The sequence below is a fragment of the Arthrobacter sp. TmtSoilC48 genome (assembly GCF_059739425.1).
Map to the genome: position 1 here is coordinate 872,705 of NZ_AP046049.1, position 17,381 is coordinate 890,085.

14 protein-coding genes are annotated in these 17,381 nt (G+C 64.0%); 4 read left to right on the top strand and 10 right to left on the bottom strand.

Features of this window, described 5'->3' with window-relative positions; genetic code table 11:
- Positions 1-11: 11 nt before the first annotated feature.
- Entirely contained in the window at positions 12-1,136 is a 1,125-nt protein-coding gene (locus AC6I97_RS04200) for an FG-GAP repeat domain-containing protein (protein ID WP_497944159.1), read from the bottom strand.
- Between the two features lie 278 nt (positions 1,137-1,414).
- On the opposite strand from AC6I97_RS04200, the gene AC6I97_RS04205 reads away from it, so the two are divergent.
- The 3 genes from AC6I97_RS04205 to AC6I97_RS04215 all read left to right on the top strand — a co-directional run bounded on the left by AC6I97_RS04205 (position 1,415) and on the right by AC6I97_RS04215 (position 4,160).
- Positions 1,415-2,023 carry a TetR/AcrR family transcriptional regulator gene (locus AC6I97_RS04205; RefSeq protein ID WP_224165656.1) on the top strand — a complete coding sequence of 203 codons (609 nt, stop codon included), beginning with the start codon at positions 1,415-1,417 and terminating at the stop codon, positions 2,021-2,023.
- A gap of 279 nt (positions 2,024-2,302) precedes the next feature.
- Positions 2,303-3,493, top strand: coding sequence for an NAD(P)-dependent malic enzyme (locus AC6I97_RS04210; protein WP_224165655.1), 1,191 nt, complete (start codon positions 2,303-2,305; stop codon positions 3,491-3,493).
- Positions 3,494-3,668: 175 nt separating this feature from the next.
- On the top strand, positions 3,669-4,160 hold the full coding sequence (locus AC6I97_RS04215) for a DUF456 domain-containing protein (RefSeq protein WP_224093416.1): 492 nt from the start codon (positions 3,669-3,671) through the stop codon (positions 4,158-4,160).
- 69 nt (positions 4,161-4,229) lie between these two features.
- Here AC6I97_RS04215 and AC6I97_RS04220 read toward each other — a convergent pair whose 3' ends face one another.
- Both AC6I97_RS04220 and AC6I97_RS04225 read right to left on the bottom strand, forming a co-directional pair.
- The gene (locus AC6I97_RS04220; RefSeq protein WP_497944160.1) at positions 4,230-5,177 is read right to left on the bottom strand and encodes a polysaccharide deacetylase family protein; all 948 of its coding nucleotides are present in this window, start codon (positions 5,175-5,177) and stop codon (positions 4,230-4,232) included.
- Positions 5,174-6,718, bottom strand: coding sequence for a purine-cytosine permease family protein (locus AC6I97_RS04225; protein ID WP_497944161.1), 1,545 nt, complete (start codon positions 6,716-6,718; stop codon positions 5,174-5,176). Before AC6I97_RS04225 ends, AC6I97_RS04220 begins: the two co-directional genes overlap by 4 nt.
- Positions 6,719-6,827: 109 nt before the next feature.
- Here AC6I97_RS04225 and AC6I97_RS04230 point away from each other — a divergent pair, with 109 nt between their 5' ends.
- Positions 6,828-8,342, top strand: coding sequence for a PucR family transcriptional regulator (locus AC6I97_RS04230; RefSeq protein WP_497944162.1), 1,515 nt, complete (start codon positions 6,828-6,830; stop codon positions 8,340-8,342).
- Between the two features lie 84 nt (positions 8,343-8,426).
- Here the strand turns inward: AC6I97_RS04230 and purU are convergent, their stop codons facing one another.
- Genes purU through glyA form a run of 7 tightly spaced genes read right to left on the bottom strand, consistent with a single transcriptional unit; the run spans position 8,427 to position 17,296 of the window.
- Positions 8,427-9,326, bottom strand: a complete 900-nt coding sequence (gene purU / locus AC6I97_RS04235) for a formyltetrahydrofolate deformylase (protein WP_224165651.1) — start codon at positions 9,324-9,326, stop codon at positions 8,427-8,429.
- Between the two features lie 2 nt (positions 9,327-9,328).
- Positions 9,329-10,720 (bottom strand): L-serine ammonia-lyase, encoded by a 1,392-nt coding sequence (locus AC6I97_RS04240; protein ID WP_224093426.1) that lies wholly within the window; start codon positions 10,718-10,720, stop codon positions 9,329-9,331.
- Positions 10,720-11,364 (bottom strand): sarcosine oxidase subunit gamma, encoded by a 645-nt coding sequence (locus AC6I97_RS04245; protein ID WP_497944163.1) that lies wholly within the window; start codon positions 11,362-11,364, stop codon positions 10,720-10,722. Before AC6I97_RS04245 ends, AC6I97_RS04240 begins: the two co-directional genes overlap by 1 nt.
- Entirely contained in the window at positions 11,357-14,302 is a 2,946-nt protein-coding gene (locus tag AC6I97_RS04250; RefSeq protein ID WP_497944164.1) for a 2Fe-2S iron-sulfur cluster-binding protein, read from the bottom strand. The genes AC6I97_RS04245 and AC6I97_RS04250 overlap by 8 nt, the downstream gene beginning before the upstream one ends.
- Positions 14,303-14,304: 2 nt before the next feature.
- Positions 14,305-14,676 (bottom strand): sarcosine oxidase subunit delta, encoded by a 372-nt coding sequence (locus tag AC6I97_RS04255; RefSeq protein ID WP_497944165.1) that lies wholly within the window; start codon positions 14,674-14,676, stop codon positions 14,305-14,307.
- 17 nt (positions 14,677-14,693) lie between these two features.
- Complete coding sequence (locus AC6I97_RS04260; RefSeq protein WP_224093436.1) at positions 14,694-15,914, bottom strand: sarcosine oxidase subunit beta family protein; 1,221 nt, start codon at positions 15,912-15,914, stop codon at positions 14,694-14,696.
- Positions 15,911-17,296, bottom strand: coding sequence for a serine hydroxymethyltransferase (gene glyA, locus AC6I97_RS04265; protein ID WP_497944166.1), 1,386 nt, complete (start codon positions 17,294-17,296; stop codon positions 15,911-15,913). Before glyA ends, AC6I97_RS04260 begins: the two co-directional genes overlap by 4 nt.
- Between the last annotated feature and the right edge of the window lie 85 nt (positions 17,297-17,381).

Genomic DNA, 17,381 nt, shown 5'->3' on the forward strand with positions numbered 1-17,381 from the left:
CTGGGACTCAGCTAGAAGATTGCTGTGAAACCGCCCCATCCGTTGCCCACGGACTGGGATGTACGCCACCCGGTCCGGCCATCGCTGTAATAGATCACCAGCCGGCCCTGTTGGTCCACGCCGTAAACGTCCTGGAAGCCATCCTTGTCGAAGTCACCCGCGGCACCCGCAGCTTTGAGGGCATTCCAGCCGACACCGATGAGCCACGACCGCGTCCAACCGCCCGCCCCGTTGCCGCCGTAGAAATACAGGTAGCCGCTGCGGTCACGGGCAAGCACGTCCACCTTGCCGTCGCCGTTGAAATCGCCAGGCGTCAGCAAGGCGTCCATCACCTGCCAGCCCTGCCCGACGGCGGTCCTCGCCAGCCAGCCTCCGGAACCATTGCCGGGGTACAAATAGAGGGCGCCGCCGGGTTCCCTGGCCAGGATGTCGTTGTTGCCGTCCCCGTTGAAGTCGCCAGGGCTGACGATTGAGTCGAAAATGTTCCAGCCTTTGCCGATGGTCTGGGCCGGCTTCCATCCACCGGTTCCGTCGCCGGCGTAGAGATACAGAGTCCCCGCCGAATCGCGTGCGATCACGTCACCCTTGCCATCACCGTTGAAGTCGCCGGGGGAAAGGACAAGGTTGAAGACGTTCCACCCCCAGCCCACGGTGCGGGCGGCGTCCCAAGCGGCGCCTGTCCGCCCGTACAACATCAAAGAGCCGTCACTTCCGCGCGCCAGGAGTTCGAAGCTGCGGCCCGTGAAACCATTGGCCCGGTTGGGCGCAGCGACGGGTCCGGTCTCGTCGCTGTGAAGGGTTTCGCCCCCGCAGGCAGTCTTGCTGGCGGTCAGGTGCACAGCCATGCGTGCGCCCGTGTCATCCTGCTGCAGGAGGTAGCTGCGCCCGGTTTCGCCCGCCACCAGGAAGCCGTCCCTTGTCCAATAGACAGTGAAGTCGGGGCCCTTGCCGCCGCCGCAGCCATAGAAGGTGTACGGGCCGATTTCGGCTGTTAGCGTCTTGCCGACAAACGCTTCACCATTGACTATGGGGTCCGGCCCGTTGCTGGCCGCCGACGCCGGCAGGGGGCCAAGTGCCACGGCCGCCAAAGCGGCGGCCAGCAGCGCTGCTGCCATCCGGCGTCGAAAATTCCCCATAGTGGTCTTCCTCCCGTGCGTGGACCCAACTGGGTCGCATTTAAGCGCGTTTTGAGCGTCCAAAACGCGCTCTACTGCTACCTAGTTGGGTTTACCTGAGCTTCCTGCAGTTTAGGGGCGCAGCGGGGGGAATCCGGGGAACGGCATGGACGCGTTGCAAGCAGGCGCTCTCAGGAAACGGTCATTTTGCTCACGTATCATTGGTGCGATCGGCCTGCCGCGGGTCCTGTGACCTGAGCCGGCCGTTTCCTTGCCAGCCTGCCAAGAGATCGCCGGAAATGCCCGAACCGTTTTCCCTGGAACCGTACTCCCTTGACCTGACGACGGGGTTGCCCCGTATGGCTGCCGCACCTACCACTCCGCGGCAGCTTTTGCGCTATGCCCGCATCCTGAAGACAGCCTCCGGCTTTGCGCAACGTCAATTCGACACCTTGAGTTTGTCGGACGTTGCCGCGAAAGCGGACGTTCCGCTGGGCACCCTCTACCGTTACTTTCCCTCTACGGCGCACCTAATGTTGGCCGTCTACCGGCAGCAGTTGCGCGAGCTTCGCGACGGCGTGCGCCAGAGGAAAGGCAAGGGCCATGCACTGTCAGGTTTGATGATGGAGATCTTCCACCTGAGGGTTATGCAGCCCGGCGTGGAGCACTGCCTCATCCGGCCTGCCGGCAAAGACAGCGACACCGCCCAGCTGCTGCGCGAGATTGACCTCTTGTCCGAAGAAGTTGTGGGTTCGTTGAGCAAAGAGCCCGGAAATGACGCACCGAAGGCCAGGATTCTGTTGCATCTGGTCAGTGGTCTGGTCCAAGCCGTCCGGTGTCGTCGCTTGTCGCTCTTTGAAGCCGAAAAGGACCTCAAGAAGGCGTGCAGCCTCATGACGGGGGAATGACACATAGCTCTTCCGGTCTAGACCACTAGCCCCTGAGAATGCGTTTTTTCGCGTGAGCTGAGTCACTTTTAGATCTGCATAAACGTTTTACTCTCGAATCGTCTCTCTTGGTATTGAATCTTGTACCCTCCGGGCTTCCCTACGCTGGAAAGACCGAAGCGGCTAGCAGCCCAACCTGCAGATGCACCTTCCGGGCCAGCCACCCTTGGTCCGAACCAGCAGTTCTGTTCCTGCCCGAACCATGCCGTGGGTCCACGGCTAGCCTGAGGAGACAAAGACGTGTCCATTGAGACAATCGCTACTGACAACGACGCCCTGGTATTGAGCGAAGAAGAGATCTTCGCAGCACACGAGGGCGGCAAGCTGACGATTTCCAGCACCGTTCCCCTGAACAACAAGCGTGACCTTTCCATCGCGTACACCCCGGGCGTCGCCCAGGTTAGCCGCGCAATCCATGCCAACCCCGAGCTTGCCCGCACCCACACCTGGGCTGAGCGCCTGGTTGTTGTCGTCAGCGACGGCACCGCCGTACTGGGCCTGGGCAACATCGGCCCCAGCGCTTCCCTCCCGGTCATGGAAGGAAAGTCTGCCCTCTTCAAGTCCTTCGGCGACCTCGACTCCATCCCGCTGGTTCTCAACACCACCAACGTGGACGAGATCATCGAGACCCTGGTCCGCCTCCGCCCGAGCTTCGGTGCAGTGAACCTCGAGGACATCTCCGCGCCGCGTTGCTTCGAACTCGAAGAGCGCCTCATCGAAGCACTCGACTGCCCCGTCATGCACGATGACCAGCACGGCACCGCCGTCGTGGTTCTCGCGGCCCTGACCAACGCTGCCAAGGTGACCAAGCGCGAACTCTCCGGCCTCAAAGTAGTTGTCTCGGGCGCAGGTGCCGCCGGCATTGCCATCGCCGAGATTCTTCTTGCTGTTGGCATCGAGGACGTCATCCTGCTCGACTCCAAGGGTGTGGTCAACGCTGACCGTGCCGACCTCGTGGCTGATCCCGGCAGCGTCAAGGCCCGTATGGCTCAGCGGACCAACCCCCGCGGCGTCACAGGTGGTCCCGGCGAGGGGCTGACCGGCGCCGACGTTTTTGTAGGCGTCTCCTCTTCCAAGCTGGACGAAGAGCACCTGAAGTTGATGAACGATCAGTCGATCGTGTTCGCGCTGTCCAACCCGGACCCCGAAGTACTCCCCGAGGTTGCCCAGAAGTACGCGGCAGTTGTCGCCACCGGCCGCAGCGACTTCCCGAACCAGATCAACAATGTGCTGGCCTTCCCCGGCATCTTCCGCGGCGCGCTCGACGCCAAGGCCCGCCGCATCACGCCGGCAATGAAGATCGCCGCTGCACGCGCCATCGCAGAGCTGGCCGAGGAAGACCTCTCCGCTGACTACATCGTGCCGAGCCCTCTGGACGCCCGTGTAGCACCCGCTGTCACCGCGGCAGTTGCCGCAGCCGTGACCGAGTAGCGGTAACCAACTAAAAACCGACGACGGCGACGCCTCCCAGACCGGGAGCGTCGCCGTCGTCGGTTTGTTAAGGAGCAACGCGGGGTCACATACGGCCCATGTTGCCCCGTCGGATGGGCCGTAAGTGACCTCGCGTTGCACGTTGTGGGGGAGGGGCCACACCTAGACTGGGGCCATGAACGCCGAACTCGTTGTGACCATCCTCTGCGGCCTGGCCATTGCCGTGGGTGTGGCCGGAACCATCATCCCTGTCCTCCCGGGAAGCATCCTCATTGGGGCGAGCCTGCTCGCGTGGGCCATTTGGGGTGGCGCAGGAACGCTCGGCTGGGTGATCTTCGCCATCGGCATGGTGTTCGTGGTGGCAGGGATGGCCGCCAGTGCCGTGCTCACAGGGCGAAAGCTGAAACAGCATGGGATTCCCAACAGGTCTGTGTTGATTGGGATAGTCCTTGGCGTCGTGGGGATGTTCGTGATTCCAGTGATCGGGCTCCTGGTGGGGTTCGCCGTCGGGCTTTTGCTGAGCGAGGTCCAGCGGACCCGTGACTTCCGTACGGCCGTCCGCTCAAGCGGCGCCGCGCTCAAGGCCACCGGCATCGGGATTCTCGTGGAGTTCGGCCTCGCATGTGCCGCCGCGAGCACATGGGTCATCGGGGTGTGGCTGTCCTAGTTCACCGAGATGGCAAAAGATGACAATCCCAGGCCGTGGGATTGTCATCTTTTGCCATCTGGGCGGGAACTAGCGGAGGCTGGGTACCCGCACCTGGGCCGGACGGAATGAAGCACCGGCTCCTGGGAACAAAGGGACGTCGATCCGGGCGTGGGTGTGGATTTCCTGAACCGTATCCTTCGTGTGCTGTGCGATCTCAGCAAGCGTGGTGACCCACATACCTTCGAGGCCCTTGACCCGTTCGATCAGCTGCTCCAACGCGACAGCCCTGGACGGCCTGCCGGAGATGAACGGGTGGTTGGTCAGGACGAAGCAGCTGCCCTGGGCGTGGTGCGCCTGGGCCTCAAGAGTCCACATCTCCAAGGCTTTGGCCGGGCTTTCGATGACCCCGCTGCCCGTGATGCCGGGGTAGAACGCGTACTGCTCCCAATCGTCCAGTGCCCAGTCGACGGGGATCTCCACGATGTCCCGGGGATCATCCTCGGCCATTGACATGCGGTAGGGGGCATCGCCGTCGAGAAGGCTTGAGTCGTACAGGAAGCCGCGGTCGGCGAGCAGCGCGGGAGACTGCCAGTTCAACTCCCACCACGGAGCCCGGTAGCCCACGGGCCGAACACCGGCGACGTTGGCGAGAGCTTCCAAACCGCGGTCCAGGTAACTGGCTTCGGTTGCGGCGTCGATTCCCTGCATGGGCTCGTGCAGGTAACCGTGGTGGGCGATTTCGTGCCCGCCATCAGCGATCCTGCGCACCACGTCCGGGTAGCTCTCCGCCGTGAAGCCGGGGATGAAGAACGTTCCCTTGATGCCCTGGCGATCCAGGATCTGAAGGAGCCGCGGGACTGCGATTTTTGGGCCATAGGACTGGTGGCTCATGAGTGACATGCGCCGGGTGCTGGACGGATCGTGGGCGATGGTGCAGGACTCGGCATCGACGTCGAAGGTGAAGGACGCGGCGGCCTTGAAGCCCTCTGGCCAGGTGATCGGGTGCAGGGAGTCCGCGAAGGCGGGCTGGCTCATGCTGTGGTCCTTTCGGGAACGACGGGAGTAGCTGATGCGGCCGACGCACTGGCGGAGACGTGGTTTTCGTCCGCGAGGACGTATTTCCGGTGCGCCCGCGGGCCGAGGATTGCGTAGGCTGCTGCGCTGGTAAGTCCGCCGGCCAGCCACGAGAGATCCCAGCCACCAAGTGCCACGGCGATGGGGCCTTGCATTACGGGTATCAGCCCGTACATGAACAGCCAGGTGCAGAAGATGCCAACCATCAGGGAGACGATGCCGGCCCAGTTGATCACGGGGAGGCGGCGTGTGCCGACGCCGTCGAAGAGCCGTTCCACCTTGCCCGGCCAACGCTTCTCCAGCCAGAAATAGTGCACCAACATGACGCCGCCCCAGGCTGCTACCCACGCCACGAGGCCGATCAGCCAGGCGTCCAGTACAGAGGCGAAGTCCTCCTGGAAGATGAAGAACACCACGGCGAGGAGCGAGAAGACGCCCACGAACAGGTTGAGCTTGCGACGATTGATGTTGATGTCCAGGGCCTGCGTGGCCACGGAGAAGGTATAGATGTTCAAGATGTTAGTGGCGATGGGGCCATGCAACACCATGAGGAGGACGGGAAGGGCAAGGACTCCGAAGTTCTGGACGATCAGCTTGCCGGGGTCGATCTCGCCGCTGTTTGTGGCAAGGCTCGCGCCGAGGACACCGAGCCAGACCACGGGAATGAACTGGCCAAGGACCGAGGCCAGGTACACCTTGCGCTTGGGAACCGAGGTGCTGACAAAGCGTGAGTAGTCCGCGGCGTAGGTGAACCAGGTGATGCCCCAGCCGATGCCGATGGCAGTCATGACCGCACTCATCGCCGCGATCCGCTCGGATCCTTCAAGAATGTTGCCGGCCGGACCTGCGTAACCCCAGTCGATCTTCATGCCGAACCATGCCACGGCGGACATGACGGCCAGGATGATGATGGTGGGCGGAACAGTCCACTTTTCAAAGGCGGCGATCGCCTTGTAACCGAACCAGGCGATGGCAACCTGGGCGGCCATAATGACGGTGGCCACGCCGATCTTCCAGGCGTAGTTCTTTTCAGTGGGGTCCACCCAGCCCAGCGTTCCGAAGAGCGCCATGACCAGGTCCAGGATGATCCATGTATTGACCGCGCACCAGCCGATGACCAGGAGAGCCTGGATGGCGGCGGGGAGATAGTTGCCGCGACGGCCGAACGCGGCCCGGGCAAGGACCATGCCGGTGGCACCGGTCTTTTGGCCGAGGAGGACGAAGCAGCCGAACAGCAGCATGCCGATGAGGTTGCCCAGGACGAGCACAAACACAGTGTCGGCGAAGCCGAGGCCGAGGTGGATTCCGAGTGCGCCCAGCACCCAGTTGATAGGGGCAAGGTTGGCGCCGGCCCAGATCCAGAACTGGCCCGAGACCTTGCGCGTGCGGTCTGACTCGGGGATGGGCTGCAGCCAGGCTTCGCTGTCATGGGCCGGCGCCGTTGCCGGAACTGACTGCGATGAGCCTGGCTGGGGTGAGGCAGGGGAGAGGTTGTCTTGCATGAGGGGGAGCCTCCGTGTGTGAAAGGGACTCTTTCAGCGTATGTGCCACAGATCACAGCAACAAGATACGATGTGTCTAAAGAAACTGCATTCGACCATACGGAGTGTCATGCCTATCCTTCTGGGTCAGGCTTTGGAACGTGAAAGCCTCAAAGCCGCTGCGCCACGCCTGCTTAATTCAGTGGCAGACGCCCTGACCCGCCCCGTCCGATGGGTGCACTCCAGCGAGGTTTTGGACATCGCTCCGCTCCTCAGCGGCGGCGAGCTGCTCCTCAGCGGCGGCCAGGCGCTTGCCCTTGAGAGCGCCGGGCGGCAAGCCGAATACGTCCGCGAGCTGGCAGCCCGCGGAATAGCCGCACTGGCCCTGGAAACCGGACCGACACTGCCAGAGGTTCCGGGTCCTATGTTGGAAGCCGCCGAAGCCGCAGGCCTTCCCATTATTGAATTGCGTCACGTTGTACCGTTCGTCGCCGTCATGCAGGAGATCAACTCACTCCTGGTCAGCGAGTCCGTCGAACAGCTTCAACGCGGCGACCAAACCAGCCACGCGATGGCCGCCGAACTCGCCCATGGCGGCGGACTTGACCAACTTCTGGCTGTCCTGGCGGAAAGGACGGGTGCCAGCGCGCGGTTGGTATCGCCGTCGGGCCTTACCCTGGGTTCGGCAGCAGGTTCGGCAGCAGGTTCCGCGGCAGGTTCCGCACCAGGCTCAGCGCCGCCGGTGGAGGACCGCGGGCTCATCACAGTTGATGTGCCTGTGCGTGGCGTCCTCGCCGCCCGCTTGGAGCTGCGAGTGCCCGACGACGGCGACAGCGGCCTCGCGCGCGTGGCGGGAGAGCGGTCCGTGGACATTCTTGGCCTGGCCCTGTTGCAGCGGATGCCGCCGGGATTGAAGGAATTGGCGGGCATCGAACTGATGCGGGCCATCAATTCCGGGAGCCAATCGTGGCAGCTCCAGCAGCTCGGGCCGGCGTCGGGTTTTCCCGCCAATGGCCCTGTTGCTGCGCTGGTGATCCGCTCCACGGGTGCCGGGCATCTCCGCTCGGCCTTGGATGCATTGCTGCGTGCGAACGTGCCGCACAGCGCCAGCTATGCAGATAACGCGGAGCTGATCGCACTCGCGTCCGTTGGCGATGGCGCTGCGACCCGGGCTGCCTTGATGGACGCGCTCAGGGTATTGGAGACGCCGGCCGGTTCAGCGATAGCGCTTGGCCCGGTGGGCAAGGGGATCGATGAGGCCCCGTGGTCGCTGGCCGAGGCGCGCCGGACCTTGGACCTGGATTTGGCGGAAGGTGGCGTGGTGGATGCTGAAGCTTTCGCCGTGGAACGTCTCGCCGAGGAACATCTTGACCCGGCCACCCGCGAAGGGTTCGTTCAGCGGCATCTGGGGGCCGTCGTCGAGCATGACCAACTGCGGCGATCCGAGCTCCTCCGGACGCTGACCGTCTGGCTGGACACCGGCTGCAACACAGCCCAGGCCGCACGCGAACTGCACCTGGAACGGCAGTCCATGCACCATAGGCTGCAGCGGATCTTCGAGCTGTGCGGGGGAGATCCGCGGGGAACGGGACGGCTCGCGGCCCTGCATCTGGCGGCGCGGCTGGCTCGGCTGCAGAACCCTTAAACGCCAAAACGACGGCCCGCTGCGCACACGACGATTTAATACGTCCAATGCGTAGCGGACCATCGAAATGGGGCGCGCAAGGCCTTACTTCAGCACAATCGTCCTGTTCCCATTCAGGATGATCCGCCCTTCGCAGTGCCAACGAACGGCGTTGCTGAGGGCCTTGCACTCCGTGTCCCGACCGGCGGCTACGAGATCGTCCGGTCCGAACGTGTGATCCACCTCAACCACCTGCTGGGAGATGATCGGGCCCTCGTCCAGCTCGCCGTTTACGTAGTGGGCGGTGGCGCCCACGGTCTTCACTCCGCGGGCGTAGGCCTGGTGGTACGGCTTGGCTCCCTTGAAGCTCGGCAGGAACGAGTGGTGGATGTTGATGGCCCGCCCGTCGAGCTTGCGGGCGAGATCGTCGCTGAGCACCTGCATGTACCGGGCCAGCACAACGAGTTCCACGTCCAGCTCGTCGATGATGTCCAGCAAACGCGCTTCCGCCGCAGGTTTGGTAGCGGCGGTGACAGGGACGTGGAAGAAGGGAATCCCGTGCCACTCAGCCAAGCCCTGGTGGTCCGTGTGGTTGGACACGACGCCCACCACATCGATCGGCAGCTCACCGATCCGCGCACGGAACAGCAGGTCATTGAGGCAGTGCCCGAACTTCGAGACCATGATCAACACGCGACGCTTGGACCCCTGGCGTTCCAGCTGCCAGTTCATGTTGTACTTCTCGCCCACAGGGGAAAACGCAGCCCGCAGCGTGTCCACGGTTGATTCGTCACCGGAGGAAGCGAAGTGCACCCGCATGAAGAAGTGGCCCTCGGCGCGGTCACCGAACTGTTTGTTGTCGATGATGTCGCAGCCATGCTCCAGCAGGAAGCCGGACACAGCGTGGACAATTCCGGGACCTTCAGGGCAGTCCAGGGTAAGGACGTGTTCCACGGTGGTTTCTTCGGCAGGGGTAACAGAGGTTTCAGTTTGGATGGCAGTCATGGCTAGCACTCCACTACGTTGACGGCGAGGCCTCCACGGGAGGTCTCCTTGTACTTGGATTTCATGTCGGCGCCTGTCTCGCGCATGGTCTTGATGGCTTTGTCCAGGGACACCTTGTGGCTGCCATCGCCGTGCAGGGCCAGGCGGGCAGCGTTGATCGCCTTGACGCTGGCGATGGCATTGCGTTCGATGCACGGGATCTGCACCAGCCCGCCTACGGGATCGCACGTGAGGCCCAGGTTGTGCTCGATGCCCACCTCGGCCGCATTCTCCACTTGCTCCGGCGTCCCGCCCAGAACCTCGCAAAGACCAGCGGCGGCCATGGAGCAGGCGGAACCCACCTCGCCTTGGCAGCCAACTTCGGCGCCGGAAATGGACGCGTTGATCTTGAACAGAATTCCGACGGCGGCTGCCGCGAGCAGGAACCGCACGACACCGTCGTCGTTGGCCCCCGGAACAAACTTGGTGTAATAGTGCAGCACGGCCGGCACAATTCCGGCGGCACCGTTGGTTGGCGCGGTGACGATCCTGCCGCCGGCCGCGTTTTCCTCGTTGACGGCCAACGCGAACAGGTTCACCCATTCCATGGCGAGCAAGGGGTCAGCTGAGGATTTGCCGTTCAGCTCGGCGTCGGTTTCGGAAAGCTTCTTAAACAACGACGGCGCCCGTCGCCTGACCTTCAGACCTCCAGGAAGGATCCCCTCGGCAGAGCAGCCGTTGTCCACGCATTCGCGCATGACGGCCCAGATGCTGAGGAGCCGCTCGCGGAGCTCGTCCTCGGATCGCCACACCAGTTCGTTGGCCAGCATGACATCGGAAATCGACATGCCCTCGCGTGAACAAATAGCGAGCAACTCGTCAGCAGTGGAGAACGGGTAGGGGAGCACGGTGTCATCGGCTACTACTTTGTCCGTGCCCGTGGCGTCCCCATCCACCACGAAGCCGCCACCGATCGAGTAGTAGCTGCGCTCACGCAGTACTGCCCCGGTGTGGTCCAGTGCCCGGAACGTCATGCCGTTGGGGTGCGCCGGAAGGGACTTGCGGCGGTGGAGGACCACGTCCTCGTCCCAGTTGAAGTCCACCCGATGGTCGCCACCCAGGCGCAGTTCGGCGTCGAGGGCAGCCGCGGCCACCTGGTCATCAGCCGTTTTGGTGTCGACGGTTTCGGGTGATTGGCCCTGCAGCCCCAGCACCACGGCTTTGTCGGAGCCGTGGCCCCGGCCGGTGGCGCCCAGGGAGCCGAAGAGCTCAGCCTGGACGCGCACCGTGGCCGGAAGCTGGCCGGACGATTCAAGACCGTCCGTGAACTGCTTTGCCGCCCGCATCGGGCCGACCGTGTGTGACGACGACGGCCCGATGCCAACAGAAAACAGGTCAAGCACACTCAGTGCCATTAGGGGACCTCGGGGGAGGCATACTCCCGCATGGCATCAAGAAGCCAGCGTCCCAGGAAATCGGCAAACGAGGCCCGGGGAAAGATCCGGTAGTTCTCGTCCGAGGTCTTCCAAAGCATCACGGGGATGTGTGCGAGCTCCGTTGAGACGGCGGTGCCGGCCTTGAAGACGCGGGGGTGAAGGTCCAACGAGCACGTCTTTTCGAGCACAGCGCGGGCGTGGCTGCCGGAGAGCTCGAACGTGGTGCGGTTGGCGGACAGGTCCACCACCTGACCTTCATCGTTGCCCAGTGCCGTGGTCAGGTCGCTGACCAAGGAGCCGCCGAGTGAGTCGTGGGACTCCTCCGGAGCGACTACCAGGAACTCGGTGGGGCCAAGCCAGAGTGTGTTCACGGAACCGGCCTCCGTCACTTCACCACAAGTGGCAGGCAAGCCGCCGGTGATGGAGGCGACGCGGGCACCGGCGTCGGACGTTCGCTCAACCCGGATACCCACCATGGCCTGGTACGGGATTTCCTTGAGGGTCACCGTGCCCGGCACTGAGCCGGAGGTGAAGGCGTCAGCGAGGTGCTCGGCCGGGCTGCGGCGGGCTCCCCGTACGCGGTCGACGTGTGCGGTTTCTGCTGGTGTTGCTGTTTCAGCCATCTTTGCGGGTCCCTTCAGCATCGAAAAGTACGGTTTCGCCAACAACCACGTCCACCAGTTGGTCTCCCACCGAGGCCACGAGGGTCTCGCCGATGCGGTTGCGGCCGTTTTGGATCAGGGCCAGGCCGAAGGATCGGCCCAAAGCGGCACTGTGGTAGCTCGAAGTTACGAAGCCCTCCATGGGGACGGGTCCGTATGCCGGGTTGACGGGGATGCCCTTCTCCACAAGCTGCGTGCCTTCGGGCAGCCTCAGCGAGTGGTCCACGGGAAGGACGCTCACCAAGTGCTTGCGGTCCTCGCGCTTGGCATCCTCACGGAGGTAGGAGCGCTTGCCGATGAAGTCCTTGGCCTTGGAAACAATCCAGTCCATGCCTGCGTCCTGTGGGGTGACCGTGCCGTCGGTGTCCTGCCCGACGATCGGGTAACCCTTCTCGGCGCGGAGCACGTGCATGGTTTCCGTGCCGTACGGGGTGATGTTGAACTCAGCACCCGCGGCGGCAACGGCTTCCCAGGTGTTCAGCCCGTACCAGGACGGAACGTTGATTTCGTAGGCCAGTTCACCGGAGAAGGAGATACGGCAAACGCGTGCCTGCACTCCGGATGCCAGCGTGGTTTCGCGGAAGGTCATGAACGGGAAGGCTTCAGCATCGAGGCCGCCGTTTTCGGCGAGCTGCGGGGCAACCTTCGCGATCACTGCACGGGACTTGGGACCAACGACGGCGATGGTGCTCCACTGCTCCGTGACGGAGGTGAAGACGACGTCCAGTTCGGGCCACTCCGTCTGGTGCCACTCTTCCAGCCAGTCCAGCACCTTGGCAGCGCCGCTGGTGGTGGTGGTCATGAAGTAGCGGTCCTCGTCCAGGCGCAGGGTCACGCCGTCGTCGAAGATCATGCCGTCCAGGGTGCACATGACACCGTAGCGGGCGGAACCCGGTGCGAGTTTCTTGAAGGCGTTGGTGTACACACGGTTCAGGAATTCGCCGGCGTCCGTGCCGCGGATCTCGATCTTGCCCAGCGTGGTTGCGTCCATGAAGCCCACGGAATCGCGGACTGCTGCGCATTCACGCAGGACTGCCGTGTCCATGTCCTCGCCGGACTGCGGGTAGTACCAAGGGCGCTTCCACTGTCCGACGTCTTCGAACAGCGCACCCTGGGCAACGTGCCACGGGTGGATGGAGGTCACTCGGGCGGGATCGAAAAGCTCCCCGCGCTGGCGGCCTGCCAATGCGGCGAATGCGACCGGGGTGAACGGTGCGCGGTAGGCGGTGGTGCCGATCTCGCCGACGCCGGGAACGCTTTCCGCGCCTCCGAACTTCAACGCAGCGGCGATGACGCCGATTGCGTTGACGCCGGAGGTCTTGCCTTGATCGTTGGCGGTGCTGATGGAGGTGTACCGCTTCACGTGTTCCACCGAGCGCATGCCGGCGCCCGTGGAGCGAAGGACGTCAGCCACGGACTGGTCACGCTGGAAGTCAACGAAGTGGTGGTGCCACTCGCCAGGTTCGCCTTCCTGGCCGGGAACCAGCCACAGCTGGCGTGTCGGCGCACTAGCCACGGGCGCCTGCAGGTCCACCGGGGTGGTTGCGGACTCAAAACCAGCAGCGATGGATGCTGCCGCTCCAGCCGAGATGCCCTCTGCGAGGCAGTCCTGGAGTTCGTAGCTGCCGCCGCCTGCGCCAACTACCTGCTGGTCCCGAACCACCGTGGACGGAACAAACGCTGCGAGCTCGTCGTCCCAGCGCAGCTTGCCCTGGCGCTGGCTGTGGAGGTGCACCACCGGGCTCCAGCCGCCGGAAACAGCAAGGAGATCTGCGGCGATCTGCTCGACGCCCGAGGTGAGTTCGCCGTCGTCGTTAATGCTGCGGACGGTGACGCCGCTGAGGCGGCCCTTGTCATCGGCGCTCGTGTCAGCAACCGCGCTGCCAATGAGGACCCGGATTCCGGACTCGACGGCGGCTGCGGCCTTCGCGCTGATCTGCGGACGGGCATCGACGACGGCGGCAATCGCCACGCCTGCTGCCTTCAGGTCTGCGGCGAGCAGGTAAGCGGAGTCGTTGGTGGTGCTGATGACGACGCGTGAACCGGCCGCGACCGCGTAGCGGTTGAGGTACGTGCGGACAGCCGAGGCGAGCATGATGCCCGGGCGGTCGTTGTTCTCAAAGACCAGCGGACGCTCGTGGGCACCCGGTGCCAGGACAACCTGCTGTGCGCGGATGTGCCAGATACGCTGACGCGAAACGCCCGGCGCGGCCGGAACGGTCAGGTGATCCGTGCGGTTCTGCGCTGCGATGAAGTAGTTGGAATCGTAGGAACCGAAGGCAGTGGTGCGGTTCAGCACGGTGCATTCTTCGGCGGAGACCAACTCGGCTTCCACGTCGGCAACCCATTCCAGGGCAGGCTTGCCCTCGATGGTTTCCTGCAGGCCTTCGGCCGTGGAACCGGAGAGCAGTGCACCGCCCAGTTCGGGCTGGTCGTCGATCAGGATGACGCGGGCGCCGGTGCGGACTGCTTCACGGGCGGCTGCCAGGCCGGCAACACCACCGCCGACCACCAGGACGTCCGTGTGGACGTACTTCTTGTCGTACTCAGCCTTGTCCTCGGCAGGGTCAAGCTTGCCCAAACCGGAGAGCAGCTCAACGTTCATGCCGTCGACGAGTGAAACAGCGGTGGCGGGGAGCATGGATTCGGCAACGTGGCCCGGGAAGCGGGGAGCGATCTTGACCAGGGCGTTGGATTCCTCCACGCCGGCGGCCATGATGCCGCGGGGGCGGTCCTCGTAAAGGGAGTTGCCTGCGTTGATGTGGCCGTTGGCCAGCAGCGCCGAGGCGATGGTGTCGCCGGGGTGGCCGGTGAATTCCTGGCCGTCCACAGTGAAGCGCCAAGCGATGCTGCGGTCAATGCGTCCGCCAGTGGCGAGGCGTGCGTTCTTGCTGGTCACTTCTAGACTCCTTCCGAGGAGGTGGGGGCGGCAGCGGCCGTCGGGGTGGTGGGGGCGCCGGGGGCGAGGCCTGCTCCGCCGGCCTGGCCGTACTCGCCGGTTGTATCCGGGCGGGGCTGGCCCATCGCGTAGATGGAGTGGATGTCGTAAGTCACGGTGTCCCGCAGCATGTTGAACCACTGGCGGCAGCCTGTGCTGTGGACCCAGCGTTCGGCGAATGCACCCTTGGTGTTCTCGCGGTAGAACAGGTACTCAGCCCACTCGCGGTCGGTGAGTTCGTTCGGGTTCTCCGGGTAGGCAACGTGTGCCTGGCCGCCGTAGTGGAATTCGGTTTCGTCGCGTGGCCCGCAGTTGGGGCATGAAATGAGAAGCATGTCTTTTCCCGTCCTTACTAGTGGGCCACGGCTGCGGCGCCGTGTTCGTCGATGAGCGCTCCGGTTTCGAAGCGTTCCAGGGCGAAGGGCTTGTTGAGCTTGTGCGGGGCGCCGGTTGCGATGGTGTGCGCGAAGGTCAGGCCAGCCGCAGGAGTGCCCTTGAAGCCACCCGTTCCCCAACCACAGTTGACGAACATGTTCTCCACCGGGGTGAGCCCAACAATGGGCGAGGCGTCCAGTGTGGTGTCCACGATGCCGCCCCAGGTCCGGAGCACGTGGGCCCGGGCGAAGATCGGGAAGAGCTCCACGGCGGCTGCCATCTGCTCCTCGATCACGTGGAACGATCCGCGCTGGCCGTAGCCGTTGTAGGAGTCCACGCCAGCGCCCATCACCAGTTCACCCTTGTGTGCCTGGGACACATACACGTGGACGTGGTTGGACATGACCACCGTGGGGTGGACCGGCTCGTGCAGTTCAGACACGAGCGCCTGAAGCGGGTGGGACTGGATCGGGAGGCGGAACCCGGCCATCTCGGCAAGGACCGAGCTGTGGCCTGCGGCGCAGAGGCCTACCTTTTCGGTGTTGATGGTGCCACGGGTTGTCTTGACGCCCGTAACCCGGTTTCCGTCCTTGATGAAGCCGGTGACTTCGCAGTTCTGGATGATGTCCACGCCGAGTTCATCGCACTTGCGGGCGAAGGCCCAGGCCACGTGGTCGTGCTTGGCGATGCCGGCACGCGGCTGGTAGGTAGCGCCCATGACGGGGTAACGGATGTTGTCGCTGGTGTTCAGGATGGGGCAGAGTTCCTTGACCTGGTCAGGCTCCAGCCACTCGGCGTCCACACCATTGAGGCGGTTGGCGCCCACGCGGCGCATGCTTTCGCGGACATCGCCCAGGGTGTGGGCCAGGTTCATCACGCCGCGCTGGCTGAACAGGAAGTCATACTCCAGCTCTTCCGGCAGGATTTCCCACAGCTTGAGGGCGTGCTCGTAAATCGCAGCGCTCTCGTCCCAGAGGTAGTTGGACCGGATGATGGTGGTGTTGCGGGCCATGTTGCCACCGGCCAGCCAGCCCTTTTCAAGGATGGCGATGTTGGTCATGCCGTGGTTCTTGGCCAGGAAGTAGGCCGTTGCCAGGCCGTGCCCGCCGCCGCCGACAATAACGGCGTCGTACGAGGATTTCGGTTCCGGGTTGCGCCAGAGGAAGTCGGGGTGTTCGGGGAGGTGGTCCGCGCTCACTGGGCTGCTCCAATCATTTCTTCGAGTTCAGCTGCGGCGTCCTTGCCGTTGCTGAGGTGTGGGTAAAGCGGGAACTTGGCGGCCAGCGCGCTCACGCGGCGGCGGAGTTCGACGGCGGTCGCATCGTCAAGGGTGACGTCACCATCGGTGCCTGCTTCGGTTCCCTCGCCGTTGGTGCCGCTGTTCGCTGCGGCGATCAACGCCGTCGCAATGATGTCCGAGACTTCGGTGAAGTCCTCGGCGCCGAAGCCGCGGGCTGCGAGGGCGGGGGTGCCGATGCGCAGGCCCGAGGAAACCATCGGCGGGCGGGGGTCGAAGGGGACGGCGTTGCGGTTGACCGTGATGCCGATGCGGTGCAGCGTGTCCTCGGCCTGCTGGCCATTAAGGACGGAGTGGCGGAGATCGGCGAGTACCAGGTGGACGTCGGTCCCACCGCTGACCACGGAAATGCCGGCTGCGGCCACGTCGTCCTGGAGGAGGCGCTCGGCAAGGATCTTGGAACCCTCAAGCACACGGACCTGGCGTTCCTTGAACTCCGGCTCGGCAGCCATCTTGAACGCTACGGCCTTGGCTGCGATGACGTGCTCCAGCGGGCCACCCTGCTGTCCGGGGAAGACTGCGGAGTTAACCTTCTTGGCGATGTCGGCGTCGTTCGTCAGGATGACGCCACCGCGGGGACCGCCCAGGGTCTTGTGGGTGGTGCTGGTGACAATGTGGGCGTGCGGGACCGGGCTCGGGTGCAGTCCAGCTGCGACGAGACCCGCGAAGTGGGCCATGTCCACCATCAGGTAGGCGCCCACGAGGTCCGCGATGCGGCGGAACTCTGCGAAGTCCAGGTGGCGGGAGTATGCCGACCAGCCGGCCACGATCAGTTGCGGCTTGTTTTCCAGGGCGAGGCGCTCCACCTCGGCCATGTCGATGGTGTGTGTGTCCTCCTGGACGCCATACGGGACAACCTTGTACAGCTTGCCGGAGAAGTTGATGCGCATGCCGTGCGTCAGGTGGCCGCCGTGGGCGAGGTTCAGGCCCATGATGGTGTCGCCAGGGGTGATCAGTGCGTGCATTGCGGAGGCGTTTGCCTGGGCGCCGGAGTGGGGCTGGACGTTGGCGAATTCTGCGCCGAACAGGGACTTCAGGCGGTCGATGGCCAGCTGTTCGATCACATCAACGTGTTCGCAGCCGCCGTAGTAGCGCTTGCCCGGGTAACCCTCGGCGTACTTGTTGGTAAGGACCGAGCCCTGTGCTTCCATGACGGCCGTGGGGGCGAAGTTCTCAGAGGCGATCATTTCCAGCGTGGACTGCTGGCGGATGAGTTCCAGGGCGATCGCCTGATCGACCTCCGGGTCCGCCTGTGCGAGCGGGCGGATCAGCGGTTCAACCATGGTGTTCTCCTTCAAAAGCTTGTCTAGTGGCCGACTGTTAGGCAACTGATATATTAGAACTATTGCCATAGTATGTTGAAGATCA

What these genes read in the sequence shown, in the direction of transcription:
- AC6I97_RS04200 (WP_497944159.1), bottom strand. Translation starts at nt 1,136, where the DNA reads ATGGGGAATTTTCGACGCCGGATGGCAGCAGCGCTGCTGGCCGCCGCT.
- AC6I97_RS04205 (WP_224165656.1), top strand. Translation starts at nt 1,415, where the DNA reads ATGCCCGAACCGTTTTCCCTGGAACCGTACTCCCTTGACCTGACGACG.
- AC6I97_RS04215 (WP_224093416.1), top strand. Translation starts at nt 3,669, where the DNA reads ATGAACGCCGAACTCGTTGTGACCATCCTCTGCGGCCTGGCCATTGCC.
- AC6I97_RS04220 (WP_497944160.1), bottom strand. Translation starts at nt 5,177, where the DNA reads ATGAGCCAGCCCGCCTTCGCGGACTCCCTGCACCCGATCACCTGGCCA.
- AC6I97_RS04225 (WP_497944161.1), bottom strand. Translation starts at nt 6,718, where the DNA reads ATGCAAGACAACCTCTCCCCTGCCTCACCCCAGCCAGGCTCATCGCAG.
- AC6I97_RS04230 (WP_497944162.1), top strand. Translation starts at nt 6,828, where the DNA reads ATGCCTATCCTTCTGGGTCAGGCTTTGGAACGTGAAAGCCTCAAAGCC.
- purU (WP_224165651.1), bottom strand. Translation starts at nt 9,326, where the DNA reads ATGACTGCCATCCAAACTGAAACCTCTGTTACCCCTGCCGAAGAAACC.
- AC6I97_RS04240 (WP_224093426.1), bottom strand. Translation starts at nt 10,720, where the DNA reads ATGGCACTGAGTGTGCTTGACCTGTTTTCTGTTGGCATCGGGCCGTCG.
- AC6I97_RS04245 (WP_497944163.1), bottom strand. Translation starts at nt 11,364, where the DNA reads ATGGCTGAAACAGCAACACCAGCAGAAACCGCACACGTCGACCGCGTA.
- AC6I97_RS04255 (WP_497944165.1), bottom strand. Translation starts at nt 14,676, where the DNA reads ATGCTTCTCATTTCATGCCCCAACTGCGGGCCACGCGACGAAACCGAA.
- glyA (WP_497944166.1), bottom strand. Translation starts at nt 17,296, where the DNA reads ATGGTTGAACCGCTGATCCGCCCGCTCGCACAGGCGGACCCGGAGGTC.